Source organism: bacterium SCSIO 12696 (genome assembly GCA_024397955.1).
Lineage (GTDB): Bacteria > Pseudomonadota > Gammaproteobacteria > Pseudomonadales > Porticoccaceae > SCSIO-12696.
This window is the reverse complement of sequence record CP073744.1, coordinates 1,248,090-1,272,007: the sequence shown is the minus strand read 5'-3', so window position 1 is coordinate 1,272,007 and position 23,918 is coordinate 1,248,090. Positions and strand designations below refer to the sequence as shown.

Genomic DNA, 23,918 nt, shown 5'->3' with positions numbered 1-23,918 from the left:
ACGAAGCCCGTAGCCTGCTGCTCGTGGCCGGTCAATTTTTGCTAAAGTGCCCATGGATATCGCACCGACAATAATCAGGGAATCCCCATGCCGACAACGCTGTACTGGCACGACTACGAAACCACTTCCGCTGATCCGGCTCGAACCCGTCCCTCACAATTTGCCGGGGTGCGCACCGATACGGAATTAAATGTGATCGGCGATCCGCTGATGATTTACTGCAAACCCAGCCGCGATTTGTTGCCGGCGCCGGGGGCTTGTCTGGTTACTGGCATCACACCTCAGCAGGCCGAGGAGGAGGGCTTGCCGGAGCGAGGGTTTATTGCCCGTATCCATGAGGAGTTGTCGCAACCGGGTACCTGTGGTGTGGGTTACAACAGTATCCGCTTTGACGACGAAGTCACTCGATATACCCTCTACCGCAATTTCTTCGACCCTTATGAGCGAGAATGGAAAAATGGCAACAGTCGTTGGGACATTATCGATATGTTTCGCCTCGCTCGTGCACTGCGCCCAGAGGGTATTGAGTGGCCAGATTATGAGGATGGGTCTCCCTGCTTTAAGTTGGAGGAGTTAACCAAAGCCAATGGCCTCAACCACGAGTCTGCCCACGACGCCCTGTCGGACGTGTACGCCACTATTGCCATGGCAAAACTGCTCAAGGAAAAACAACCCAAACTGTATCGGTATCTGTTTGACCACCGCACCAAGCAGGAAGTGGGTAAGAATATTGACCTGGTAAATCGGCGTCCGTTTTTGCATGTTTCTTCCCGGCTGCCGAGAGAAAATGGTTATTTGGGTTTGATGATGCCGCTGGCGGTAAACCCCAATAATAAAAATGAAATTATTTGCGCCAACCTGAACGGTGATATAGGGCCTTTATTGAATATGGATGCTGATGAAATTCATCAGCGTTTATACACCCGTAACGAGGATTTGCCAGAGGGGGAGTCCCGCATTCCCTTAAAGGGTATTCATCTCAATCGGGCGCCGGTGGTGGCTACCGCCAAATTACTGGACGAAGCCAGTGCCCAGCGCCACGGTATCGATTTGCCTCATTGCCGCCGTAACTGGAAGCAATTGCAGGGTGCTCAGCTGGCAGAAAAGCTGATTCAGGTTTACAGCGTGCCTAGAGAGTGGAGTGATAACAACCCGGAGACTGCGCTGTACAGTGGTTTTTTGCCGAACCAGGATAAAGGCCTTTTGGTGGAAGTACGCAACAGTTCTCCCGCTGAGTTGGCGGATGGCTCGATTCAATTCAGTGATTCCCGCTATCAGGAACTGCTGCTTCGCTATCGGGCGCGCAACTATCCCGATACCCTCAGTGCTGAAGAACAACACCTTTGGGAAGAGCTTCGCTATGCCCACCTCAATGAAGTGGAGAGTGGCTATCTGACCTTGGATGCTTATTTTGAAGAAATAGAAAAGTTACTCAGCAGGCCAGATTGTACGGAAAGAGATCGCCAAATACTGGAAGCGTTGCAAAGCTGGGGAGATGAGATTTTATAACGCTGCGAGTCGCTGGTGGTGCTCTTCTCAATGACGCTAAGTTGGGCTTCAAGCCTTACCAATATTCCGGCTGGTGTTGCTGCTCGCACTCTGGCCGCTGGCATTGTAGGAGTGATTGTCGCTGGGAGTTCCGCGTTGGAGGATATGTTGGGCTTGACGAACATTGTCTTGCTCGCGCCGAACCAGCATGCCCAATTGGCGATTGTCTTCGCGGCACTGTTGCGCGGCTTCGCTCAATTGTTGCCAAGCGGTTTCAAGAGCGGTGTCGTTGCTCGCCGATAACAGCTGTTGCATACCTTCGCGGCTGACCGGCACACCGCCTTGCACCAGCAGCGATTCTCGCTGTTTGGCAATTTGCTCAAGTTGTTGAACTAACTGCCCTTTGTGTTGCGCAGTATTGGCCAAGCTTTCAGGGTCTTGCTGTTCAATGGCCTGACGTTCTTTGGCCAGGCTTTGCTGCAACTGCAAGGTGAACTCAAGCTCTTGCTGCAGGATGTGCTGAAGTTGTTGGGTATTGACTACGGGTGTGTTTGCCACGGGTTACAACAAATCCTGTTCCAGCTGGCTCAGTTTGTCGGCAATACGCTCAGGGTCAGGCCGATAGTTGCCGCTGGCAATGGCTTCTCGCAGCTCAGCTACACGAGCGCTGTCCACCACCGGTGTGTTCGCCAGGCTCTGTTCCAGCTGCTGCAGGCGAGCGGCTTCGTCAGTCACTGTAACGGTATCACTGGCAGGAGCCGAAGTAGCATCCGATTCGTTGTTGCGTTTGTGGATGCTGTTTTCCGATGCACGTTCAGGCCCAACTGCTCGACCGTTGGCATTGGCCGTCGGCGGCAGGTTAGGGCGCAACTGCTTAATATCAGAGTCCATGAGGTTACTCCGCAAAAAATTCTTGTCTGTGGCCTATTAGCGGCCTTTATGGCGGTTTCTTTAGCAAATAAAGCGCAATTAGTGATCCGTTGATCCCTTAAAAAAGCTTATTGATCCACCAATACCGCGCCTTGAGCGTTAATAATGCCTTCCACCACCTTCTTTGAGCTGAGATTCTGCACTCGAATCCTGTCTCCTTTGCCACCTTTGCCCAAGGCTTTACCGTTCATGCGCACTTCAAAATTGCTGCTTTGAGCAATTAGCGTGACCTGCTGGCCCCGCTGGATCAAGGTGGGGGATTTTAGCATGCTCCGGGTTAAGGTTTTTCCGGCACCTACGGTACGCGTCAGCTCTTTGCCAATCAACTCGCCGGGGCTTTCCATATAGCCGGCCGGCAGTTGGTGAAGAGCCTGCTGAACCAGGGAAAAATCATCCGCTGACAGCAATGTGCCCCGCTGCATCGGATGGTTGGCGGTGGCCACTTCGGCGTAGGCCATAACCGTAACCGGCACATAAAGTGTCCAGGGTTTGCTGCCGGTACAGCGCACACCGACGGTGCTTTTACCCACCAGTTTGCCGCCAGCGGGCATAAACATTTGCAGCGGTTGCTGGCATTGGTTCAGTTGCAGGCGTTTGTCCAGTGGCCCGGGTGTGACCGTTGCCGAGCTCAACCGCTTTATCTGCGGTTGTTGCATCAGGTAGTTAGTGACCGCCTGGCGGATGCTGTCGAGGGTCTGCTTGGGCTCTGCGCTGGCGCTACTGAACCCGATCACGCCCCACACTATTACCAGTCCCATCCAGCAACGAATCGTCATTATTCAGCCACTCTGTGTTTGTTTCATCATTGCAGGCGTATCAAGCAAGTTGTGTGCCGCCGTAGATCATTGGTTTGTATCCAGCAGCGGCTTCAGCAAAGGCCGCTGTCTTGCCGCCACCATTACAGGCGGCAATGGTGCGGATAATCGTTGCCGCTTGCCGCCTATTTTTAAATTTTTTATTTATAAGTATTTGAAATATATAAATAAAAATTTTGGCATTGGGATTGCATTGTCATTGATGTCGCTGCGCATATTGCCGGCAGCTGCAGAGAAAACACATATTTTGAGGAAACCAAACATGCCCGCCTGGATTGATAACGCATTGGATTTACACGCCAAAGCCATCGACGTTCGCGGCCGACGCGCCGAAATTTTGGCGTCCAATCTGGCCAATGCCGATACCCCGGGGTACAAGGCCCGCGATATCAACTTCCGCGATGTGCTGGCCCAGGCGCGAGGCAATTCCACACTGCACACCACCAGTGACCGTCATTTTGGCAGCGCCTCGTCCTCTGCGGGCCTTGGGCAAGAGGGTCTGGTCTATCGCATTCCCAACCAGGCGTCCCTGGATGGCAACACGGTCGAAACCCAAGTTGAAAAGGCGCAGTTCGGTGAGAACGCGGTGCGCTATCAGGCCAGCGTGAATTTTATCAATGGTTCTATTAAGGGGCTGTTGTTGGCCCTCAAAGGCGAATAAGGAAAGCAGTTATGAGTCTGTTTAATGTGATGGATGTGTCTAGCTCGGCATTACAGGCACAGTCAGTTCGGCTCAATACCGTAGCCAGTAATATTGCCAATGCGGATGCGGTCAGCTCCTCCTCGGAAGACGCTTACCGGTCCCGTCAGCCAGTGTTTACCACGGTGATGCGCGATGTATTTGATGACGCGGTGGCGGGGGTTCGTGTTTCTGAGGTGGTCACTACCGATGCGGCGCCGGTGCGGCAGTTCTCGCCAGAGCATCCCATGGCAGATGACGAGGGTTATATCTACTTTTCCAACGTCAATCCTGTGGCGGAGATGGCCAATATGATCTCTGCTTCCCGTTCCTATCAAAACAGTATTGAAGCGATGAAGACGGCGCGTCAGCTAATGATTCATACGCTCAATATCGGTCGTTAACAGAGGAATCGATGATGCAAGTAACAAATCCTTTCAGCGGTGTTGGCGGTGTGTCTACCGCAGAGCAATTGGCGAGCGCTCGCCAGCAAGGCAGCAACGACCCTAATGACCTTGGTGTGGAAGAGTTTTTAAACCTGATGGTCGCTCAGCTGCGCAATCAGGACCCAACCGACCCACAGGACAGCAGCCAGTTTTTGGCTCAGATCGCCCAATTTGGCACGGTTTCCGGTATCGATGAACTCAACAACTCATTGAGTGGTTTGGTGAGTTCGTTATCTGGTAACCAAGGTTTACAGGCGGCATCGCTGGTGGGGCGGGATGTGGTGGCCAATTACAACATTGCTCCGCTGGCAGAAGGTGGCACCTATGAAGGCATTGTTGAGCTGCCGGTGGCTGCTACTGGGCTTACCGTTGATGTAGCGGATTTGGCGGGCAATTTGATTACCCGTATACCTCTGGGGCCTCAGTCCGGTGGGGTGATTCCCTTTCAATGGGATGGTACCAATGCCAATGGTGATGCCGTAACCCCTGGGCCTTATCAGGTCACCGCCAACGCCATTATCGATGGCAATGCCGAAGCGGTGCCCGCATTTACCCGAGTGCGAGTCGATAGCGTGTCACTCAGTGGCAACGGTGACCCGGTGCTCAACCTGGAAGGCGGCGCGACCATGCGGCTATCAGAAATTCGAGAGTACTACTAATTTACAGCAATTAATTGACCAACACCGTCAGTGTAAGACGTTAACAGGAGAAGAACTATGGCATTTGATACCGCAGTATCCGGTTTGCAAAGTGCATCCGCCGAGTTGGGAGTGATTGGTAACAACATTGCCAACAGCGCCACTACAGGCTTTAAAACCTCCCGGGCAGAGTTTTCTGATTTGTACGCTTCGGGGTTGCTGGGCTCTGGTTCAAACGCCATTGGCCGTGGTGTCAGCCTCAGTGCTGTGAGTCAGCAGTTCACCCAGGGCAATATCAGCTTCACCGAAAATTCCCTGGATGTGGCCATTAACGGCAACGGTTTTTTTATTCTCAATGATTCCGGCTCGGAAGTGTTCACCCGGGCGGGTCAGTTCGGTATCGACCGGGATGGGTTTGTGGTCAATAACGAAGGCTTGCGGTTGCAAGCGTTTCAGGCGGATAGTGCCGGGGCGATTCTGCCCTCCATATCCGATCTGCAGTTGGATACCGGCCTGATTGAACCCCAGGCCACCAGCCAGGCAGAAATTGTGGCTAACCTGGACTCTCGTGAGGCAGTGCCCATCACCCCGTGGGGCGGGCCATTTGATGCCTTTGCGACGCCGCCCACCGCACCCACTGCTGATATGTACAACAATTCCACGTCGACCACGATCTTCGACAGTTTGGGCAATCCGCACATTCTCAGTACCTACTATGTTAAGAGCGCTACCCCAAACCAGTGGCAGGCCTATACCCTGGTGGACGGTGTATCCACTTCTGGCCCGGAAACCATTCAGTTTGACCAGGCCGGGCAGTTGGATCCTTCGGGTGGTGTGACTTCTTTGACCATTACCGGTTGGGCACCGCTGAATTCCGATGGCTCACCGTCTGGAGCTTTGGCCCAGAATTTTGCCGTTGATGTGTCTCAGACCACCCAGTTTGGCAGCAACTTCGCGGTCAGCAATATCAACCAGAACGGTTTTACCAGTGGTCAATTGCGAGGTGTTGAGATCGACCCCACCGGTGTGGTGTTTGCCCAGTACAACAACGGTCAATCCCGCGCTCTGGGCCAGGTGGTATTGGCAGGCTTTTCCAACACTCAGGGTTTGCAGCCTCAGGGCGGTAGTATCTGGACCGAAACTTTTAGTTCTGGTCCTCCCACTCGCAACCCTGCCGGTGATGGTGGTTTGGGCGTGCTGCAATCCGGCGCTCTGGAAGATTCCAATGTGGAAGTAACCGAGCAGTTGGTGGCCATGATTGTGGCCCAGCGTAACTTCCAGGCCAACGCTCAGGTCATTCAAACCGAAGATGCGGTGACTCAGGCGGTAATTAACCTGCGTTAAAGGTTAATGGTGAACGTGTGAGAGTAATGAAAAGGGGAGACCAGTAATGGATCGTATGCTTTATGTGGCTATGAGCGGTGCCAACAGCGCCATGCGCGAGCAGGTGCACACCACCAACAACTTGGCCAATGCATCCACTACTGGCTTTCGCGCTGACCTGGCGTCCCTGTCGACAACCGCGACCAACGCCAGTGGCACTCGCAGTTATGTGCAGTTGACCGGCGCTGGTGCGGATACTCGCAACGCCCATATCGAAACTACCGGCCGGGATCTGGATGTGGCGGTGAATGATGGTGGCTGGTTGGTGGTGCAAACCCCGGAAGGCGGTGAGGCGGTAAGCCGTCGTGGTGATTTACAGATCGATCCGTTTGGGCGCATGACCAATGGTGCTGGTGAACCCGTTATGGGTGAAAACGGCCCCATTGCCATTCCTCCCTTTGCGAGCATGGAAATTGCCCCGGATGGCACGATTTCCATTGTGCCGTTGGGACAGGACGCCACTGCCCAGTCGGTTGTGGATCGCCTCAAGCTGGTTCGGGTAGATGATCCAAGCCGGCTGCAAAAAGGCCTTGATGGGTTGTTGCGTCACCGTGATGACATTGAGCTGGTTGCGGATGCCACGGTGCGAATTATCCCCGGCGCGCTGGAGGGCAGTAATGTCAATCCGGTGGCGTCCATGGTCAAGATGATTGAGCTGTCCCGCTCTTTTGAAACCCAGACCAAATTGATGCAGATGGCCTCAGAAAACGACCGCGCCTCTGCCGAACTAATGCAAGTGAGCTAATGAGGGCCACACCATGAATCAGGCATTGTGGATATCAAAAACCGGATTGGACGCCCAGCAGACCAAAATGGCGACCATTTCCAATAACCTGGCCAACGCCAGTACGGTGGGTTACAAGCGCGGTAGAGCCGTGTTTGAAGATATGCTCTACCAGAACCTGCGCCAGGTGGGTGCCCAAAGCTCACAGGATACGGTGTTACCCAGTGGCATGATGGTGGGTACCGGGGTGCGTGTGGTAGCCACTGAGAAAACCTTTACTCAGGGCAATCTCTCCAATACCCAGAAACCCTTGGATATTGCCATTGAGGGGCGGGGATTTTTACAAATCACTATGCCTGACGGCACTCTGGCTTATACCCGTGACGGTTCCTTGCAGTTGGACGCTCAGGGGCAAGTGGTCACTGCCAATGGCTTTGCGCTGCAGCCGACGATCATTGTTCCTCAAAACGCGCGCTCGGTGACGGTCGGTGCCGACGGTATTGTATCGGTGGTCACTGAAGACGGTGCTTCTACTCAGGTGGGTACCCTGACCATTGCCGATTTTGTAAACCCGGCGGGCCTGGAGCCTCGCGGCCAAAACCTCTACGTAGAGTCCACGGCCAGTGGCACCGCCCAGGTGGGTAACCCGGGCAGTAATGGTTTGGGTACGCTCGCTCAGGGCTTCCTGGAAAGCTCCAACGTCAATGTGGTTGAGGAATTGGTGAGCATGATTGAAACCCAGCGCACCTATGAAATGAACTCCAAAGCTATCTCCACCACTGACCAAATGCTGCAAAACCTCACTCAGCAACTTTAATTGAGCCAATCAGGCTGGGAGCCACTGATGCGTCCGCTACAACCCATATTTACTGCTGTGCGGCAATTGTTTGCCGCCTTTGGCCTGCTGGCATTGGCCGCTTGCAGCTCTGCGCCCCAGCAGCCTTATAGCAATCAGTACATAGACAACGAGCCCGACTACAGCTATTTGTCGCCGGCCCCCAGAGAGGGCGCTATTTACCAGGCCGGTTATCAATTGGCGTTTTTTGAAGACATCAAGGCGCACCGGGTGGGAGACACCATCACCGTTGTGCTCACCGAACAGACCAATGCCGAGAAAAGCAGTGCTACCAGCCTGGATCGCACTAACAGTACCACCCTCACCAGCCCCAGCGTATTTGGTCGAACTCTCGATGGCAGCACTAACTTGGGGGTGGACCTGGATTCCCAGCACGATTTTAGTGGTCAGGGCAGCAGCAATCAGAGCAACAGCTTGAGTGGCAGTATTACGGTCACTGTGGCACGGGTATTGCCTAATGGAAACTTAGTGATTCGCGGTGAAAAGTGGATCGAGATTAACCAAGGTCAGGAGTTTATTCGCGTTCAGGGCATGGTTCGGCCGGTGGATATCAGCAGTGAAAATACCGTGATGTCTACCAAAGTGGCCGATGCTCGAATCAGCTACAGCGGCAAAGGCCAAATGGCCGATACCAATCGCATGGGCTGGCTGGCGAAATTCTTCCTGGGGCCACTGTGGCCATTTTAATAAAGTGGCCATTCTAAGGGCGCCCTGACAGAGGCGCAGACCAAAGGGGAAGAGCATGTGCGGCGGTAGGGTAGTGAAACAGTGGTTCGCGGTATTGTTGGCAGGAGCTCTGTCGTTACCAGCGCTTGCAGACCGGGTAAAAGATATTGCCAGTGTTGCCGGAGTTCGCAGTAACCAGCTGATTGGCTACGGTTTGGTGGTAGGGCTCGACGGCACCGGTGACCAGACTACCCAAACCCAGTTCACCGTACAGAGCTTTCGCAACCTGCTGTCTCAGCTTGGTGTGGTGATTCCCCCCAATATCAATCCTCAGTTGAAAAATGTCGCTGCGGTGATGGTGCACGCCGATCTACCGCCATTTGCTAAAAGTGGTCAAATGATTGACGTCACCGTGTCTTCGGTGGGCAATGCCCAGAGCCTTCGCGGCGGCAGCTTGTTGATGACCCCGCTCAAAGGGGCGGATGGCCAGGTGTACGCGGTGGCTCAGGGCAGCCTGGTGGTCGGTGGCTTCGGCGCTGAGGGAGCCGACGGCTCGCGAGTCACGGTAAATATTCCCAGCTCAGGCCGTATTCCCAACGGTGCCAGTGTAGAACGCACAGTGCCCACACCTTTTGCCAACAGCAATCAATTGGTACTCAACCTGCACCAGCACGATTTCACCACCGCACAGCGGCTGTCTGAAGTCATCAATCGCAATTTTGGTCCCGGTACCGCGGCGCCTCTCGATGGCTCTTCCATCAAGGTAAATACTCCAGTGGATATGGCTCAGAAAGTGGCCTTTTTTGCCGAGGTGGAAAACCTGGAGTTCACTCCTGGCCAGGCTGCCGCTCGGATTGTGGTTAACGCCCGCACCGGTACCATTGTGATGGGCAGTGGTGTGCAGATTCTTCCCGCCGCAGTGGCCCACGGCAATCTCAGTGTGACCATTTCTGAGAGCATCGATGTCAGCCAGCCCGGGCCGTTTTCCGATGGTGAGACCCTTGCGGTGCCCAATACTGATATCGCCATTACCGAGGAGCAGGCGCGGGTGTTTGCCATTGGCGCTGACGGCAAGGGCGCCACCAGCGTGGAAGAAATTGTTCGTGCCATCAATCAGGTAGGTGCTGCTCCCGGGGATTTGATGGCGATTCTGGAAGCCTTGAAACAGGCCGGTGCGCTGCGCGGCGAGCTGGTGGTGATCTGATGGAACTGCAAGTAGCACAACTGGTGAGCCCCACAGCAGCAGTGCGCAATGCGGTGGCCACTGATCTTTCTTCACTGGCAGACTTGCGTGGCCGCGCAGGCAGCAATAGCCCGGAAGCTTTGAAAGAGGTGGCCCAGCATTTTGAATCCCTGTTTGTGCAGATGATGACCAAAGCCATGCGCGATGCCACTCAGGAAGGCGGGTTGTTCAATAGCGACGAAATGAAATTTCACCAGGATATGTTCGACCAGCAGATTTCATTGCACTTGTCGCAAAATGGTGGCTTCGGATTGGCGCAAGTGATCGAACGTCAATTGGCTGGGCCTCAGGCAGCAACCCCGCGCGGTGAGCTGGCTCCGCTGTCAGAATCTCGCCAAAGTGTTGTATCAGTGTCACCGGCGCCAGCGCTCGACCAGCGTCCCGATTTTGCGCCACAAAACCCTCAACAGTTTATTCGTGAGCTCTGGCCTCACGCCGACAAAGCGGCTCAACAGTTGGGGGTGGATGCCGAAGTGTTGGTGGCTCAAGCGGCATTGGAAAGTGGCTGGGGCAAATACACCATCCGCGATTTGGATGGCCGCAACAGCTTTAACCTGTTTGGTATTAAAGCGGATGCTCAGTGGCAAGGGGATCGAGCCACCAAGGTCACGCTCGAATACAGCGACGGCATCGCCCGTAAAGAACGGGCGAGCTTTCGCGCCTATGAATCCCTGGAACAATTGTTTGACGACTACGTACAGTTTTTGCAAAAGCCTCGTTACCAGGGCGCCCGCGAGGCGAGCAGCAATGAGCAGTTTGTCCAGCAGCTGCAACAAAGCGGCTATGCCACCGACCCCAAGTACGCGGAAAAAATTACCGCACTGATGGCCCGGGACAGCTTTCAAACGGAAGTGGCACAACTCAAGCAGCAACAAAAAGCCAACGTACAGTCAGCCACTGGGGCTAGTCTCGGTACCTTGGCAATTAGTGGGAGATAGCGGTCATGCCAGACGTTTTTGGAATCGGTGTTTCGGCACTTAACTCCCTGCAGCGAGCCATTACCACCACCGGCCACAATATCGCTAACGCCAACACCGAAGGCTACAGTCGCCAGCAAGTGACCTTTGGCACCTTGCCACCCCAGCAAGAGGGCAACAGCTTTATCGGCAGTGGCACATCAGTGCAGAGTATACGCCGGGCTTACGATGAATTTTTGGGTGGCGAGTTGTTGTCGCGTCAGTCGTCTTTTAACTCCCTGCGCGCCTATCACGACCTGGCCACCCGCTTGGATAATTTGGTGGCGGATCAAGACAGCGGCTTGAATGTCTCCATACAGGCGTTTTTCCAGTCATTACAGGATGTGGCCAATGACCCCACCTCGTTGCCTGCTCGGGAAGTGTTACTGGGTCGTGCTCAGGCATTGGAAAACCGTGTTGGTTATCTGAATCAGAGCCTGGATTCCCTGGAAAATGCCAGTAACCAACAATTGCGCTCCACCGTTGCTGAAATTAACGCGCTGGCCAGTTCATTGGCCAGCGTCAATCAGGATGTGTCCGCGGCGCTGGTCAGCAATCCCAACAACCCACCCAACGATCTGTTGGACGAGCGTGACAGGTTGCTTTCCCAATTATCCGAAAAAGTCGGAATTACCAGTATTCAGCAGGGCGATGGTTCTCTGAATGTGTTGATTGGCAGCGGTCAGCCTCTGGTGGTGGGTGGCCGGGTGCAGCGCTTGGATGTTGCGTTTGACCCACTTAATCCCAATCGCCTGGATATCACCTTCGAGGGCCTGGTGGGCAATAGCGATGTGGTGAGTAGCCAGATTCGTGGCGGTGAAATACAGGGCATTCTGGATTTCCGTCGCCAGGTGTTGGACCCAGTACGCGGTGAAGTGGGCTTATTGGTACAAGGGTTAACTGATCTGGTTAACCAGCAACATCGCTCTGGGCTTGATCTCAACGGTTTGGCTGGCGGCGACTTTTTTGCACCCATTGCCCCACAAACGGTAGCTTCCAGCAATAATCTGGGCAGTGCCGCGGTGACCGTGGCCATTGACGATGTGGGGGCATTGCTGCCCACAGACTACAACCTCAGCTTTGATGGTGCCCAGTGGCAGTTGCGCAACCTGGCGGATAACAGTGTGCAAAGTTTTGCCAGTTTGCCGCAAACCGTGGCGGGGTTGACGATTGCAAATACTGGAACTCCCACAGCGGGTGATGAATTTTTACTGCGCCCGGTGGGCGCATCGGCATCACGTTTTTCTGTGCAGATAGAGCGCCCGGAACAATTTGCCGCCGCCGGTTTAATTCGCGCACAGGCCACGGTGAGCAATGGCGGTGATGCCAGTATTTCACGGCTGACGGTGGGTGATGTCAGCAGCTTGCCGCTGGCTGCCCCGATTACTCTGACTTTCGATCCCAATGCTCTGGGTGCGGGAGTCCCCGGCTTTACGGTTACCGGGGGCCCTGGCGGAACCCTGGCCTACGATCCCACAACAGAAAGTGCTGGTAAAACTTTTACTCTGACGGGTTTTGGCAATGCCAGTTTTGATGTGTCCGGTATTCCGCAAAATGGCGATACGCTCACCATTCAGAACAACACCGGTGCTGTGGGCGACAACAGTAATGCGCTGTCGATCGCGGGTTTGCAGGAATCCCGGTTGCTCAATGGCGGTACCAACAGTTTTTCTGAACTTTACGGGCGAACGGTCGCAACTGTAGGTGTGCGCACCAGCCAGGCCCAGTCCAGCCTGGCTACTGAACAGGCGTTATTGAATAACGCAGAGGCGGAAGTACAGGGGGTTTCGGGGGTCAATTTGGATGAAGAAGCGGCCAATCTGCTGCGTTACCAGCAGGCTTACCAAGCTGCAGCACAGATTATCTCTGCTGCCAGCCAGTTGTTTGATACGTTGTTGAGTGCCACCAGGCGTTAACGGTTATCCCCTGTCATCTTTCGTTGTGCTCAGGATGACGGGGAAAATTAAAGAGACTTTATATGAGACTCTCCACATCACAAATTTTCCAGCAGGGTATTAATTCCATCTTGGAACAGCAAGCCAGGCTCAACAGAACCCAGTTGCAAATCTCCACGGGGGAACGTATCACAACGCCCTCTGATGACCCCGGCGGGATTGTGCAGATTCTGGATTTTGCTGACCAGATCGCCACGGTAGAGCAGTATCAACGTAACGGCAGTGCTGCAGAAACTCAGCTGCAATTGGAAGAAAACGTACTCACCAATTTGGGCAATAGTTTGCAGCGGGTGCGGGAATTGCTGGTGCAAGGCAATAACGATGTGTTGTCGGACGCTGACCGACAAAGTATTGCCACTGAGTTGCGCGGTATTCGCCAGGAAATACAATCGCTGTCCAACAGTCGCGACACCAACGGTGATTATCTGTTTGCTGGTTACCAGGTGAATACTCAGCCGTTTACTTTCAACAATGGCAGTGTGCAGTACAACGGTGACCAGGGGCAGCGGCTAGTGCAATTGGGGCCTGCTTCTCAAGTGGCCGTTAATGATTCTGGAGCTGAATTGCTGCTGCGTATTCCTGAGGGCAATGGCCAGTTCACGGTAGCTCCCAATGCGGCTAACAGCGGCACCGGAGTTGTGGGCGAACTCACCAGTAATGGCAACTTTGTCCGTGATACCTACACCCTGACATTCAGTCAGGCGACACCTGCCGCTCCTATTACCTATCAAGTGGTGGATTCCAGTGCCGGGGCAGTGGCGTCGGGTACCTACCAGCAGGGTGACAGTATCAGTTTTAATGGCGCCCAGATTGATTTGTCGGGTACGCCGGCAAATGGCGATAGCTTTACCGTAACACCGGCCAGCAATCGCGATTTGTTTGCCATTGTTGATTCTGCCATTACTGCGCTGGAGTCCCCCGGTCAAAACAGCGCTGAAACTGCGTTATTTCACAGTGCCATCAACCGTGCCTTGGAGGGTATCGACAACAGTGTTGAAAATGTCCTGAGAGTGCGCACCAGTATTGGTGTTCGCCTCAATACGGTTGAGAGTCAACAAGGCCTCAATGAGGACAGCTTACTGCGGCTGCAGCAATTGGAGTCGGCGGTGAAAGACCTGGATATTACCCAGGCAATCAGCGAGCTCAACTTTCAGCAGGTGTCTCTTCAAGCGGCTCAGCAATCCTATGTAAGGATACAAGGACTGTCGCTGTTCCAACTTTTATAACGCTTTGATCCTGTAATTCTGAAGCCCGGGTTCCGCTGTCCTCTACCCGGGCTACGTCCTAGCTTCTTTGTCGCTTGTCCACTGAATGTGACCCAGTTGACAAAATTTCATACTTTTTCCCTAAAGGTTCCTCTCCAGACGTCGTTAAAGGGGGTGTTGGAAGTGATGGCATATGCTTTCACATCTACTTTAACCACCAATTTTAGTTCGCAAATCCACATGGGACGACGCGATAAAAAAGGGGAATAGACATGGCACAAACAATTAATACCAATATTGCTTCGCTGACGGCCCAGCGCAATCTGAATAACTCTCAGAATGCTCTAAATACTTCCCTTCAGCGTTTGTCTTCCGGTTTGCGGATTAACTCTGCTCGTGATGATGCAGCCGGATTGGCAATTTCCGAGCGTTTTACTTCTCAGATTCGCGGCCTTAACCAAGCTGCTCGAAATGCTAACGACGGCATTTCATTGGCGCAGACTGCGGAAGGTGCACTTTCCGAAGTGACCAATAACCTGCAGCGGATTCGTGAGCTGGCTGTTCAATCATCCAACGCTACCAACTCCGCCAGTGACCGTACTGCATTGCAGCAAGAGGTTACTCAGCTGCTTAACGAAATTGACCGGGTTGCCAACCAGACACAATTTAACGGTGTCAACTTGCTAGACGGTAGTTTCAGCGGTGCATTGTTCCAAGTGGGTGCAAATGCCGGTGAAACCATTGCCATTGCCAGTACGGTAGATGCCAACACCGCTGCTTTGGGCTCTGTCAGCCAGGCCAGTGGTGGTGCACTGTCGGTTGCCGCCTCTGGTTTAACCGGTTTTGGTACGGCTATCGCCGCCGGTGGTGTCACCATCAACGGCACAGACATTGGTGCGATCACTGCAGCAAGCAGTGCCCAGGAACGTGCCGGCCAGTTGGTAAACGCCATTAATAACGTGTCGCAAACCACCGGTGTTGGTGCCTCTTTCGATTCGGCAACCGGCCAGCTGACTCTGAATAGTAATGCCACTATTGCTGTAGCGGGTACAACAAACAGTGCTACCGTCGCTGGTTTTGCCAACGCCGCTGCAATCGGTACTGTAACCACTACTACAGGCATCGATACTCTGACGGTTGCCAACTTTGCCGGTGCGCAAACAGCCATCAGCTTGGTGGACAGTGCCTTGACGTCCATTAACGGTGCTCGAGCTAACTTGGGTGCGGTGCAAAACCGTTTCGATTCTGTTGTTCGAAGCCTGCAAACCACTTCAGAAAACCTGTCAGCTTCTCGTTCGCGGATTCAAGATGCCGACTTTGCTGCAGAAACAGCGGCACTGACGCGCGGCCAGATTCTGCAACAGGCAGGTACTGCGGCACTGGCTCAGGCCAATGCTCTGCCTCAGAACGTACTGGCACTGCTGCAGTAATAGCGTAACAAGAGCCAGCTTGACGAGGGGGGAGTATCCCCCCTTTTCAGCCGGTTTTTCGTAAAGAGGTTATGAGGACTTCATTATGTCCAGCCCAGAAATAACAAGTTTGTCCCCGTTGCCCGCTGCTGGCGGCAACTCCCTGGGTGTAAAGCGGCAAGATCAATCAGAAACCGGCAAGGTTTCGCCGCCGGTGGAACAACCTCAAGAAGCCGAAGAAGTGTCTCGGGAAACGATTGAAAGCGCAGTGGTTCAAATCACAGACTTTGTGCAAAACGTTTCTCGCGAGCTTCAATTCCAAGTGGACGATACCACCGGTTATACACTGATTACGGTTACAGACCGTGAGACCGAGGAAGTGATCCGCCAAATTCCATCGGAGGAAGTTGTCGCTCTTGCCCGTTACATTGCCGATAACGGTGCTTACCCAGCCAAAGGGTCGTTGTTAAACAGCGAAAGCTGATTTGGAGTAATCAGCTTTCGCCTTGCGGTGATATTTGGCACTTGATTTGCTTTTGCAGTTGCGTAGGTAATCAAGTAAGCGATAGGAGGCCAACAACGTGGCACAGAAAACAGCAAAAATCGGGATTACCCGATGATTACTTCTGCTGGTGTTGGCTCTGGTCTTGATTTAGAAGGCCTGATTACCCAACTGGTTAATGCGGAACGTGCGCCGACTGAAACCCGTTTGGTCCGCCGTGAATCGGCACTTACTGCACAACTCTCCGCGTTTGGTTCCTTTCAGGGCGCACTGTCATCTTTTCAAAGCAGCTTGGCTTCTCTTACTCAGCTCAGCACATTTGGCCAGCGCAGTGCCAGTTCCAGTGATGAAGATATTCTGACGGTTTCTGCAAGCCCGGAAGCCATCGCTTCCAGCTATGAAATTGGCGTTACCCAGTTGGCTAGGTCCCACTCTTTAGCCAGTGGTAGTTATGGATCTCTGGTGGAGACCGTGGGCGAAGGGGAGTTGACCATTCGCTTTGGCAATACCGATTACACGCCTCCCACCCCGGGCCCGGAGAGTTACAACAGCTTTACGGTTAATCCGGATCGTGGTGTTGCCAATATTACTATTGATAGCAGTAATAACACTCTGGAAGGCGTTAGAGATGCTATCAATAATGCAGATATTGGTGTTACAGCCGTAGTGGTTAATGATGGCTCTGGCTTTCGCTTACTGCTGAGCTCTGAACAGTCCGGTGCGGAAAACAGCCTGGAAATTTCCGTTGCTGATAGCGGTGATGGCAACAATCTGGATAGCGTTGGTCTGTCTGCGTTGGCGTTTAACAGCAGTGCGACTAACTTAGAGCAGACCGTGGCGGCCCAGGATGCCACATTTACGGTTAACGGACTCTCCGTGAATAGCGCGGATAATATTGCCAGTGGTGTGATTGAGGGTGTTGATATCACCCTGACTGAGCTGAGTGGTGCCTCGCCAGTAACCGTGACTGTTTCTGAAGATCGCGCTGCAGTTAGGCAGCTGGTCAGCGATTTTGTGGATAGCTTCAATAATTTTGCCAACGTTGCTAATGCACTGACAGATTACAATCCGGATACCGACACTGCCGGCGCCTTGCAAGGGGATTTTTCAGCTCGCTCGATTATTGGCCAGGTACGGCAGACACTGACCAATGCAGTGGCAGGGTTTAACGGCCCTTTTACCAGCCTCAGTGAAATTGGCATTACCACACAAACCGACGGCACTTTTGCGTTGGACGGTAGCCGCCTCGATAGGGCGTTGGATGAAAATTTTGACGACCTTGTGGGGTTGTTTGCGGCGGTGGGTTTGCCATCCGATAACAATATTGGCTTTGTGGGCTCTACAGACGAGACCCAAGTGGGCAGCTACAGCGTAGACATTACTCAGCTGGCGACTCAGGGGCAGCTTATTGGCGCTACTGCCGCCTTTCCATTAGATATTGATGCAGACAACGACAATCTGACCGTTACGGTTAATGGTGTTACCAGCGGGGACATTTCCCTGACACAAGGTACTTACGCCACCGGTGCTGCCTTGGCCGCTGAAATTCAAGCGCGGATCAATGGAGACAGCACAATCAATGGGGCCGGTGTGGCAGTTGCTGTTGTCTTCAATGGCGATCACTTCGAGATTACATCCAACGAATACGGTTCGAGTTCCAGTGTCTCCATATCTGCAGTAGATACCAATACAGCGGCTGAACTGGGTTTGTCGGTGATCTCCGGGACACCGGGCCAGGACGTGGCGGGCACCATCGATGGCGTGGCTGCTCTCGGTACTGGCCAGATACTCACTGGTGCCACAGGGACTAGCGCGGAAGGTTTGCAGTTACTCATTGACGGCGGCGCTATTGGCCCCCGTGGCACAGTGGATTATTCCCAAGGTATCGCCTATCAGCTCAATGCGCTCATTGCAGGGTTTTTAGAGGATGACGGTATTCTCGATTCCCGTACTGATGGGATTCAAACTCGATTGGATGATATTGAAGAGCAGCGGGAAGCCCTGGATCGGCGAATAGAACTGTTGGAAGTTCGTTTTCGTGCCCAGTTTACCGCCCTTGATGGCTTGCTGGCGCAGCTACAGAGCACCAGCAGTTTCTTAACTCAACAACTGGCCAGCATCCCTGAAGCGGGTACGTTGGTAAGAGGCAACAACAATTAACGCTTTTATAAAGAGGTTATAGATGAGCCCAACAGCATTGCGTGAATACCAAAAAGTAGGTGTACAAAGTGATATGGGGGATGCGTCTCCAAAACAATTGATCAGCAAATTGCTTAACGGTGCGCTTGACCGTATCGCTTCGGCAAAAGGGGCGATCAGTCGTGACGAAAACGCCCAGAAAGGAGAATTGCTGGGCAAGGCAATTGCCATTGTTGATGGTTTGCGCGCCAGCTTGGATCATGAGCGTGGTGGCGAAATTGCCGGCAACTTGGCCTCCCTCTATGACTACATGGAGCAAAGGCTGGTGGAAGCCAACCTCAATAATGACATCGAGGGCCTGGACGAAGTAGCCGGGTTACTGAAAGAGATTAAAGCTGGGTGGGACGATATGCCCGCTGAACAGCGTACGGGGCAATAATTCATGACCACAGGCAGTAATGAACGCCAATCTCGTCTTGAGACGGTTGTGGGTTTGTCAAAACAGATGTTGGACGTAGCCACCAATGGTGATTGGCAACAGTTTGCTGACTTGGAACAGCGTCGTCGCCAGGACATGCTGGCATGCTTTGAACAACCGGTAGATGCCAGTGAGGCAACGGCGGTTCGCAATAATATCAAGCTTCTAATGACGCTCAATGACCAACTGACTCGCTGTGTGCAGCAAGCTCGGGAAGAGAGTGCCCGGCAATTTCAGTCATTGCAACAAGGGCGTCGTGCAGTGGGGGCTTACGCTCGTTAATCCCTTGTTTTTAAAGCAAACAGGGCCATCACTTAGGTAAGTGGTGGCCCTGTTTTTTTGGCTTGTCATAAAAATGTCAGCAAGAAACAGTGGCGGCGTTTTTCAATCTAGGTCAGAATGAGCGTCAGAAAACTGGCGTTTCTTTAAGGTAAATGGCCTAAATTAATACTATAGTTCGATGTGAACAGGCCACCATTTGCTTTGCTGTATGAGTTAACAGGTCAGTTGCCACACGGGTTGGCAGCAGGCAACAAAAGATCAGTTATCAGCGCATAGGGTGGCCCTGCCATGGAGATATGCGGTAAGGGGAAAATCGATGTCGGTTGCAGTGAATACCGCACAGGTTCTGTTGATTGAGCAGGATGCTGAACGAGCCAGCAGCCTCAGAACTATATTGGAATTTCTTGAATATCCAGTGATCTGGTGCAGTGATTGTGCCCAGTGGCAGAACGCGGTTGCCACTGACGTGCAGTTGTTGGCGGCCCTGGTTAACGAAGAATCCTCTACTGGCAGTGCCAAGCTGGTTGCCAACCTTCACAAAGCCTACCCACGTTTACCTGTGTACCTGCTTAAGCAGGGAGAGGCCAACGAGTCTGCCGATGCCCTCGACAGTAACATGGTCGGTGCATTGCGTTACCCCCTTAAATACCAGGATGTCGCCGGTGCTTTGCATCAGGCAACCATTGCTGCGGCATTGCCTCGCCGCTCCCAACAAGATGCGGCGATGCCTCTGTTTCGTTCTCTGGTGGGCAATAGCCCGGGTATTCAACAGGTGCGTGATTTGGTGCGCCAGGTTGCCGTAACCGATGCCAACGTACTGATTTTGGGCGAATCCGGCACCGGTAAAGAAGTGGTTGCCCGCAACGTGCACTTTCACTCTCAACGCCGTAACGGCCCGTTTGTGCCAGTGAATTGCGGTGCCATACCGGGGGAGCTGCTGGAATCCGAGCTGTTTGGCCATGAAAAGGGTGCTTTTACCGGCGCCATTAGTGCCCGTCAGGGTCGTTTTGAAATGGCGGCTGGGGGCACCTTGTTTCTGGACGAAATTGGCGATATGCCACTGTCTATGCAGGTAAAGTTGTTGCGAGTATTGCAGGAACGCACCTTTGAACGAGTGGGTGGCAATAAAACCATTCAGGCGGATGTGCGTATTGTGGCGGCCACTCACCAGAATCTGGAGCAGCTGGTTGCGGAGGGTAAATTTCGCACCGACCTGTTCTACCGTCTCAATGTGTTTCCCATCGATATTCCCGGACTCAGCGACAGACCGGAAGATGTTCCCTTGTTGGTTCACGAGTTCATTGCCCGCATGGCGGCGGAACGCCGGGGCACCTTGAAAGTGAATGCCGACGCCCTGGCTGCGCTGGCCAGTTACGATTGGCCGGGCAATGTGCGCGAATTAGCCAATGTGGTGGAACGTCTGGCAATTCTTCATCCCGGGCGTACGGTAAAGCGCAAGGACTTGCCGGAAAAGTACCGCGTCAATGAAGACTGGGTGGCTGAACAGCTGCCCGAGACCGAGCTCGAAGAAGCCTGGAGTGGGCCGGAGTCTTCACCGCGTCTACCTCAGGATGGCATCGACCTGAAAGCCTATCTGGGTGATATGGAAGTTGACCTCATTAGCCAGGCACTGGATCAGTCCGATTGGGTTGTTGCCCGGGCAGCAAAGTTGCTCAACTTGCAACGTACTACCCTGGTGGAAAAAATCCGCAAATACGATATTCACCGCAATGATCTGGCGACAGGTTTTTGACAGCATAGTTCCCAATATTTTTAACCCTTTGTTTTTAAAATAAAAAATTCTTAGGCACGGTTATTGCTAAACCTGTTGCGTAGTCGGCGTGCGACCGACATTGCGTGCAGGAGAGCTATGAGCCAGACCTCACTGAACCACCCGGGCACCACCACCGCGCAGCAGCTTGAAGAAGCCTTTGCTGCGTTTAATCGTGTGTCTGTCGAGCTGGATACCAGTTACCGGCAACTGCAGGAGCGTGTGGCTCAGCTCACTGAAGAGCTTGCTGAGGCGCGCTCAGCGCGGCTGCAAGAGCTGGCAGAAAAAGAGCGATTGGCAAATAGGCTGGCGCTACTGATGGGGGCACTGCCCGGTGGGGTAGTGGTATTGGACCCCAATCACCATGTTCGCGACGTCAACCCGGAAGCCGCTGAAATGTTGGGCCATCCGTTGGCGGGGCGGCCGTGGCAAGAAGTGCTCAAACGCAATGCGGCACAGCTGGATGTGGCTCAACAAGAGCTACTGACTCACCAGAATCGCCGCCTCAGTATGACCCGCCGCTCTTTGCCCGATGGCGCAGAGGTGGTGGTGTTGCTCACTGATATCACCGAACTCTATGCCCTCAAGGAACGGGTGAATCGAGAGCAGCGCTTGTCGGCCATGGGTGAAATGGCCGCGCGTTTGGCGCATCAGATTCGCACTCCGCTCAGCTCCACCTTGTTGTATGTCTCCCACCTGGCCAGGCCAGAACTGGAAACAGTGCAGCGCCAACAAGTGGCCGAAAAAATGCGTGATCGGCTTCGCCACATGGAACAACTGGTGAACAGCATGCTCACCTTTGTGAAGGGGGGAGCTTGTGAAGCACAGCCGTTCAGCGCTGCAGAGATGATTGCCGCCTTGCAGGAAATGGCTCATCAGCGGTTGCAGGCCGTCGGCGGGTCTTTGCGCGTGGCCACTGAGACTCCTGCAGTGAATCTTAATGGCAACTGTGAAGCACTGACCAGTGCATTACTGAACCTGGTGGACAACGCTGTGGACGTCATTGGCGATGGCGCAGAAGTCACCCTGAGCACGGCGGTTGATAAGCAATCGTTAACCATTTCCCTCCAGGACAACGGCCCCGGTATTGACGAGGACATTCTTGAGCAGGTGTTCGACCCGTTCTTTACCACCCGGGTACAGGGCACGGGGCTTGGCCTGGCGGTAGTCGCGGCCACTGTACGTGGCCACGGTGGCACGGTGGAGGTGTCGAACACTGCCACCGGCGGCGCCGAATTTATGATTCAGTTGCCTCTGCTTGAGGCCGGGCAAAGCCCTGAACCTGCCAGCATTTGGCAGCGTGAACAACAGCTAAACAATAATGAAAACGGAAAAGCGAGGCAGTCATTATGAAGTCAAAGCCAAACACTCTTTCCCCGAAAAGCGTCTCCCGCGTATTGGTGGTAGAAGACGACGCCACCTTGCGAGAAGCCCTGTGCGACACCTTGGAGTTTGCTGGCTTCAGTGTGCTCTGTTGCGAGGACGGCAAGTGTGCCCTTGAGGTGTTGCGCACAGAACGGGTAGGGCTGGTGGTCAGTGATGTACAAATGGCCGCCATGGATGGACATACACTGCTGCGCCAGATAAAAGGCCGCTGGCCGGAGCTGCCGGTGGTGTTAATGACAGCTTATGGCAGCATTGAACGGGCGGTAGAAGCGATGCGCGATGGCGCTGCTGATTACCTGGTCAAACCGTTTGAGGCGGAAGTACTGGTAGAAATGGTAAGCCGTTTTATCACCGATAACAGCGCCCCCGCTGGGGATGTTGTGGCGGAAGACCCGCGCACCCAACAACTGGTGGAGCTGGCCGCTCGTGTCGCGGGCTCTGATGCCACGGTAATGATCAGTGGTGAATCCGGCAGCGGCAAAGAAGTATTTGCCCGGCTGATTCACAATCGCTCCCCTCGTGCAGAAAAGCCCTTTGTGGCGATTAACTGTGCTGCGATACCGGAAAGCATGCTCGAATCCGTATTGTTCGGTTATGAGAAAGGCGCGTTTACTGGTGCCTATCAATCTCGCCCGGGTAAATTTGAGCAGGCTCAGGGCGGCACCCTGTTACTGGATGAAATTTCCGAAATGGATATGGCGCTGCAAGCCAAGTTATTGCGTGTTCTGCAGGAGCGGGAAGTAGAGCGTTTGGGCAGTGATAAACAGGTAACGCTGGATGTTCGGGTATTGGCCACCACCAACCGCAATCTTCGTGATGAAGTGGCTGCGGGCCGTTTTCGCGAAGATCTGTTCTATCGCTTAAACGTATTCCCCTTGGTATTGCCACCATTGCGTGAACGCCCCTTCGACATTGTGCCCATTGCCAAAAGCTTTGTGGAACGTTACGCCCCAACGGGTTCCGGCATGCAATTTGCCAATGAAACAGAGCAAGCACTGAGCGGATACGGCTGGCCCGGTAATGTTCGCGAGCTGGAGAACGTGGTACAGCGGGCAATTATTTTGGCGGTGGGCAATGTCATTCACCCGGCAGACCTGCATTTTGAGGCCACAGAGCAGGCCACTGCGGCAATACCACTAAATCAGCCAATAAGTCAGCCGGTGGCATCGGACAGCGCCGGTGAACTGGGCAATGAAATGAAAAGCCGGGAACAGACATTGATTCTGGAAGCCCTGCAAGCGGAAAACGGTTGCCGCAAAGATGCCGCCGCCCGGCTTGGTATAAGCCCCAGAACCTTGCGTTACAAATTGGCGAAGTTGCGTGAACAGGGGATAGCCATTCCCGGTATGGCTGCATAGGACACTTTTAAGAATGCACTATTTCCGCGATAGCAGCGTTGGCAATGTACTCGGCTCCTCATGTATGACTTATACACTGCGGGCCTCCGTGCACTGCCGCCTTGCTCTCGCAAAAATATTACATCCTTAGAAGCGCCCTAATAATTAGAGAAGATGCGATGAACAACAACGTAGATATGAATCAAATGCTGGCGCAAATGCGCGTTCTCGCCAACGCTGCTCAGGGAGCGGCAGCAGAACAGGCGCCTGCGACTGGTCAGGCGACGGTTGAAGGGGGTTCACAACCGGATTTTGGCAAAATGCTCACTGACAGTATCCAGTCAGTGAGCAGCGCTCAAATGGAAGCCGGTGCGATGAAAAAAGCCTTTGAGGCAGGGGAAGAAGGTGTGGAGTTGCCGGAGGTGATGGTGGCATTGCAAAAAGCCAGCCTGTCGTTTCAGGCCATGAACCAGGTGCGTAACAAGCTACTCAGCGCCTATCAGGAAGTCATGAATATGCAGGTTTGAGCGTCGTATGCACTAGCAGCATCTACAACGCTCAAACGGCCATGGCAGCAATAAAAATAGAGCCTCTGTCATCCTGAGCGTAGCAAAGGATCTCGGGCTTAAA

The 23,918-nt window shown here is 53.6% G+C and carries 24 protein-coding genes; 21 read left to right on the top strand and 3 right to left on the bottom strand.

What is annotated here, in order from left to right; genetic code table 11:
- Positions 1 to 87 precede the first annotated feature (87 nt).
- Entirely contained in the window at positions 88 to 1,509 is a 1,422-nt protein-coding gene (sbcB, locus tag KFE80_05830; protein ID UTW46398.1) for an exodeoxyribonuclease I, read from the top strand.
- Between the two features lie 48 nt (positions 1,510 to 1,557).
- On the opposite strand, the gene KFE80_05825 is transcribed toward sbcB, so the two are convergent.
- The 3 genes from KFE80_05825 to flgA all read right to left on the bottom strand — a co-directional run bounded on the left by KFE80_05825 (position 1,558) and on the right by flgA (position 3,152).
- Complete coding sequence (locus tag KFE80_05825) at positions 1,558 to 2,046, bottom strand: flagellar protein FlgN (protein ID UTW46397.1); 489 nt, start codon at positions 2,044 to 2,046, stop codon at positions 1,558 to 1,560.
- A 3-nt stretch (positions 2,047 to 2,049) separates the two neighbouring features.
- The gene (flgM, locus tag KFE80_05820; GenBank protein UTW46396.1) at positions 2,050 to 2,379 is read right to left on the bottom strand and encodes a flagellar biosynthesis anti-sigma factor FlgM; all 330 of its coding nucleotides are present in this window, start codon (positions 2,377 to 2,379) and stop codon (positions 2,050 to 2,052) included.
- Between the two features lie 107 nt (positions 2,380 to 2,486).
- Positions 2,487 to 3,152 (bottom strand): flagellar basal body P-ring formation protein FlgA, encoded by a 666-nt coding sequence (flgA, locus tag KFE80_05815; protein ID UTW46395.1) that lies wholly within the window; start codon positions 3,150 to 3,152, stop codon positions 2,487 to 2,489.
- A gap of 343 nt (positions 3,153 to 3,495) precedes the next feature.
- Between flgA and flgB the strand changes: the two genes are divergently transcribed.
- The 20 genes from flgB (at position 3,496) to fliE (ending at position 23,815) form a co-directional block, all read left to right on the top strand.
- Positions 3,496 to 3,894 carry a flagellar basal body rod protein FlgB gene (gene flgB, locus KFE80_05810; protein UTW46394.1) on the top strand — a complete coding sequence of 133 codons (399 nt, stop codon included), beginning with the start codon at positions 3,496 to 3,498 and terminating at the stop codon, positions 3,892 to 3,894.
- A gap of 11 nt (positions 3,895 to 3,905) precedes the next feature.
- Positions 3,906 to 4,316: a flagellar basal body rod protein FlgC gene (gene flgC / locus KFE80_05805; GenBank protein ID UTW46393.1), complete on the top strand. Its 411-nt coding sequence runs from the start codon at positions 3,906 to 3,908 to the stop codon at positions 4,314 to 4,316.
- An 11-nt stretch (positions 4,317 to 4,327) separates the two neighbouring features.
- Complete coding sequence (locus tag KFE80_05800; GenBank protein UTW46392.1) at positions 4,328 to 5,017, top strand: flagellar hook assembly protein FlgD; 690 nt, start codon at positions 4,328 to 4,330, stop codon at positions 5,015 to 5,017.
- A gap of 57 nt (positions 5,018 to 5,074) precedes the next feature.
- Entirely contained in the window at positions 5,075 to 6,340 is a 1,266-nt protein-coding gene (flgE, locus tag KFE80_05795; protein ID UTW46391.1) for a flagellar hook protein FlgE, read from the top strand.
- 46 nt (positions 6,341 to 6,386) lie between these two features.
- Positions 6,387 to 7,124: a flagellar basal body rod protein FlgF gene (locus tag KFE80_05790; GenBank protein ID UTW46390.1), complete on the top strand. Its 738-nt coding sequence runs from the start codon at positions 6,387 to 6,389 to the stop codon at positions 7,122 to 7,124.
- 13 nt (positions 7,125 to 7,137) lie between these two features.
- Positions 7,138 to 7,920, top strand: a complete 783-nt coding sequence (gene flgG, locus KFE80_05785; GenBank protein ID UTW46389.1) for a flagellar basal-body rod protein FlgG — start codon at positions 7,138 to 7,140, stop codon at positions 7,918 to 7,920.
- Positions 7,921 to 7,947: 27 nt separating this feature from the next.
- A complete protein-coding gene (gene flgH / locus KFE80_05780; protein UTW46388.1) occupies positions 7,948 to 8,646 on the top strand; it encodes a flagellar basal body L-ring protein FlgH in 699 nt (232 codons plus the stop codon).
- Between the two features lie 73 nt (positions 8,647 to 8,719).
- Positions 8,720 to 9,829 (top strand): flagellar basal body P-ring protein FlgI, encoded by a 1,110-nt coding sequence (locus KFE80_05775; GenBank protein ID UTW46387.1) that lies wholly within the window; start codon positions 8,720 to 8,722, stop codon positions 9,827 to 9,829.
- Entirely contained in the window at positions 9,829 to 10,806 is a 978-nt protein-coding gene (gene flgJ / locus KFE80_05770) for a flagellar assembly peptidoglycan hydrolase FlgJ (GenBank protein UTW46386.1), read from the top strand. The genes KFE80_05775 and flgJ overlap by 1 nt, the downstream gene beginning before the upstream one ends.
- 5 nt (positions 10,807 to 10,811) lie before the next feature.
- Positions 10,812 to 12,740, top strand: a complete 1,929-nt coding sequence (gene flgK / locus KFE80_05765) for a flagellar hook-associated protein FlgK (protein ID UTW46385.1) — start codon at positions 10,812 to 10,814, stop codon at positions 12,738 to 12,740.
- A gap of 62 nt (positions 12,741 to 12,802) precedes the next feature.
- On the top strand, positions 12,803 to 14,005 hold the full coding sequence (gene flgL / locus KFE80_05760; GenBank protein UTW46384.1) for a flagellar hook-associated protein FlgL: 1,203 nt from the start codon (positions 12,803 to 12,805) through the stop codon (positions 14,003 to 14,005).
- 251 nt (positions 14,006 to 14,256) lie between these two features.
- Positions 14,257 to 15,414 (top strand): flagellin, encoded by a 1,158-nt coding sequence (locus KFE80_05755; GenBank protein ID UTW46383.1) that lies wholly within the window; start codon positions 14,257 to 14,259, stop codon positions 15,412 to 15,414.
- Between the two features lie 85 nt (positions 15,415 to 15,499).
- Positions 15,500 to 15,877, top strand: coding sequence for a flagellar protein FlaG (locus KFE80_05750; protein ID UTW46382.1), 378 nt, complete (start codon positions 15,500 to 15,502; stop codon positions 15,875 to 15,877).
- A gap of 132 nt (positions 15,878 to 16,009) precedes the next feature.
- Positions 16,010 to 18,055, top strand: coding sequence for a flagellar filament capping protein FliD (fliD, locus tag KFE80_05745; protein UTW46381.1), 2,046 nt, complete (start codon positions 16,010 to 16,012; stop codon positions 18,053 to 18,055).
- Positions 18,056 to 18,077: 22 nt separating this feature from the next.
- Positions 18,078 to 18,473 carry a flagellar export chaperone FliS gene (gene fliS / locus KFE80_05740; GenBank protein UTW46380.1) on the top strand — a complete coding sequence of 132 codons (396 nt, stop codon included), beginning with the start codon at positions 18,078 to 18,080 and terminating at the stop codon, positions 18,471 to 18,473.
- A 3-nt stretch (positions 18,474 to 18,476) separates the two neighbouring features.
- Complete coding sequence (locus KFE80_05735; GenBank protein UTW46379.1) at positions 18,477 to 18,794, top strand: flagellar protein FliT; 318 nt, start codon at positions 18,477 to 18,479, stop codon at positions 18,792 to 18,794.
- 316 nt (positions 18,795 to 19,110) lie between these two features.
- The gene (locus tag KFE80_05730) at positions 19,111 to 20,547 is read left to right on the top strand and encodes a sigma-54-dependent Fis family transcriptional regulator (protein ID UTW46378.1); all 1,437 of its coding nucleotides are present in this window, start codon (positions 19,111 to 19,113) and stop codon (positions 20,545 to 20,547) included.
- Between the two features lie 117 nt (positions 20,548 to 20,664).
- Positions 20,665 to 21,918: a PAS domain-containing protein gene (locus tag KFE80_05725; GenBank protein UTW46377.1), complete on the top strand. Its 1,254-nt coding sequence runs from the start codon at positions 20,665 to 20,667 to the stop codon at positions 21,916 to 21,918.
- Positions 21,915 to 23,309: a sigma-54-dependent Fis family transcriptional regulator gene (locus KFE80_05720; GenBank protein UTW46376.1), complete on the top strand. Its 1,395-nt coding sequence runs from the start codon at positions 21,915 to 21,917 to the stop codon at positions 23,307 to 23,309. The genes KFE80_05725 and KFE80_05720 overlap by 4 nt, the downstream gene beginning before the upstream one ends.
- A gap of 158 nt (positions 23,310 to 23,467) precedes the next feature.
- Positions 23,468 to 23,815 (top strand): flagellar hook-basal body complex protein FliE, encoded by a 348-nt coding sequence (gene fliE, locus KFE80_05715; GenBank protein UTW46375.1) that lies wholly within the window; start codon positions 23,468 to 23,470, stop codon positions 23,813 to 23,815.
- Positions 23,816 to 23,918: the final 103 nt, after the last annotated feature.

What these genes read in the sequence shown, in the direction of transcription:
- flgC (UTW46393.1), top strand. Translation starts at nt 3,906, where the DNA reads ATGAGTCTGTTTAATGTGATGGATGTGTCTAGCTCGGCATTACAGGCA.
- flgB (UTW46394.1), top strand. Translation starts at nt 3,496, where the DNA reads ATGCCCGCCTGGATTGATAACGCATTGGATTTACACGCCAAAGCCATC.
- KFE80_05750 (UTW46382.1), top strand. Translation starts at nt 15,500, where the DNA reads ATGTCCAGCCCAGAAATAACAAGTTTGTCCCCGTTGCCCGCTGCTGGC.
- KFE80_05790 (UTW46390.1), top strand. Translation starts at nt 6,387, where the DNA reads ATGGATCGTATGCTTTATGTGGCTATGAGCGGTGCCAACAGCGCCATG.
- KFE80_05725 (UTW46377.1), top strand. Translation starts at nt 20,665, where the DNA reads ATGAGCCAGACCTCACTGAACCACCCGGGCACCACCACCGCGCAGCAG.
- fliE (UTW46375.1), top strand. Translation starts at nt 23,468, where the DNA reads ATGAACAACAACGTAGATATGAATCAAATGCTGGCGCAAATGCGCGTT.
- flgL (UTW46384.1), top strand. Translation starts at nt 12,803, where the DNA reads ATGAGACTCTCCACATCACAAATTTTCCAGCAGGGTATTAATTCCATC.
- KFE80_05735 (UTW46379.1), top strand. Translation starts at nt 18,477, where the DNA reads ATGACCACAGGCAGTAATGAACGCCAATCTCGTCTTGAGACGGTTGTG.
- KFE80_05720 (UTW46376.1), top strand. Translation starts at nt 21,915, where the DNA reads ATGAAGTCAAAGCCAAACACTCTTTCCCCGAAAAGCGTCTCCCGCGTA.
- sbcB (UTW46398.1), top strand. Translation starts at nt 88, where the DNA reads ATGCCGACAACGCTGTACTGGCACGACTACGAAACCACTTCCGCTGAT.
- flgG (UTW46389.1), top strand. Translation starts at nt 7,138, where the DNA reads ATGAATCAGGCATTGTGGATATCAAAAACCGGATTGGACGCCCAGCAG.
- KFE80_05800 (UTW46392.1), top strand. Translation starts at nt 4,328, where the DNA reads ATGATGCAAGTAACAAATCCTTTCAGCGGTGTTGGCGGTGTGTCTACC.
- flgM (UTW46396.1), bottom strand. Translation starts at nt 2,379, where the DNA reads ATGGACTCTGATATTAAGCAGTTGCGCCCTAACCTGCCGCCGACGGCC.
- KFE80_05755 (UTW46383.1), top strand. Translation starts at nt 14,257, where the DNA reads ATGGCACAAACAATTAATACCAATATTGCTTCGCTGACGGCCCAGCGC.
- flgK (UTW46385.1), top strand. Translation starts at nt 10,812, where the DNA reads ATGCCAGACGTTTTTGGAATCGGTGTTTCGGCACTTAACTCCCTGCAG.
- flgE (UTW46391.1), top strand. Translation starts at nt 5,075, where the DNA reads ATGGCATTTGATACCGCAGTATCCGGTTTGCAAAGTGCATCCGCCGAG.
- fliD (UTW46381.1), top strand. Translation starts at nt 16,010, where the DNA reads ATGATTACTTCTGCTGGTGTTGGCTCTGGTCTTGATTTAGAAGGCCTG.
- fliS (UTW46380.1), top strand. Translation starts at nt 18,078, where the DNA reads ATGAGCCCAACAGCATTGCGTGAATACCAAAAAGTAGGTGTACAAAGT.
- flgH (UTW46388.1), top strand. Translation starts at nt 7,948, where the DNA reads ATGCGTCCGCTACAACCCATATTTACTGCTGTGCGGCAATTGTTTGCC.
- flgJ (UTW46386.1), top strand. Translation starts at nt 9,829, where the DNA reads ATGGAACTGCAAGTAGCACAACTGGTGAGCCCCACAGCAGCAGTGCGC.
- KFE80_05730 (UTW46378.1), top strand. Translation starts at nt 19,111, where the DNA reads ATGTCGGTTGCAGTGAATACCGCACAGGTTCTGTTGATTGAGCAGGAT.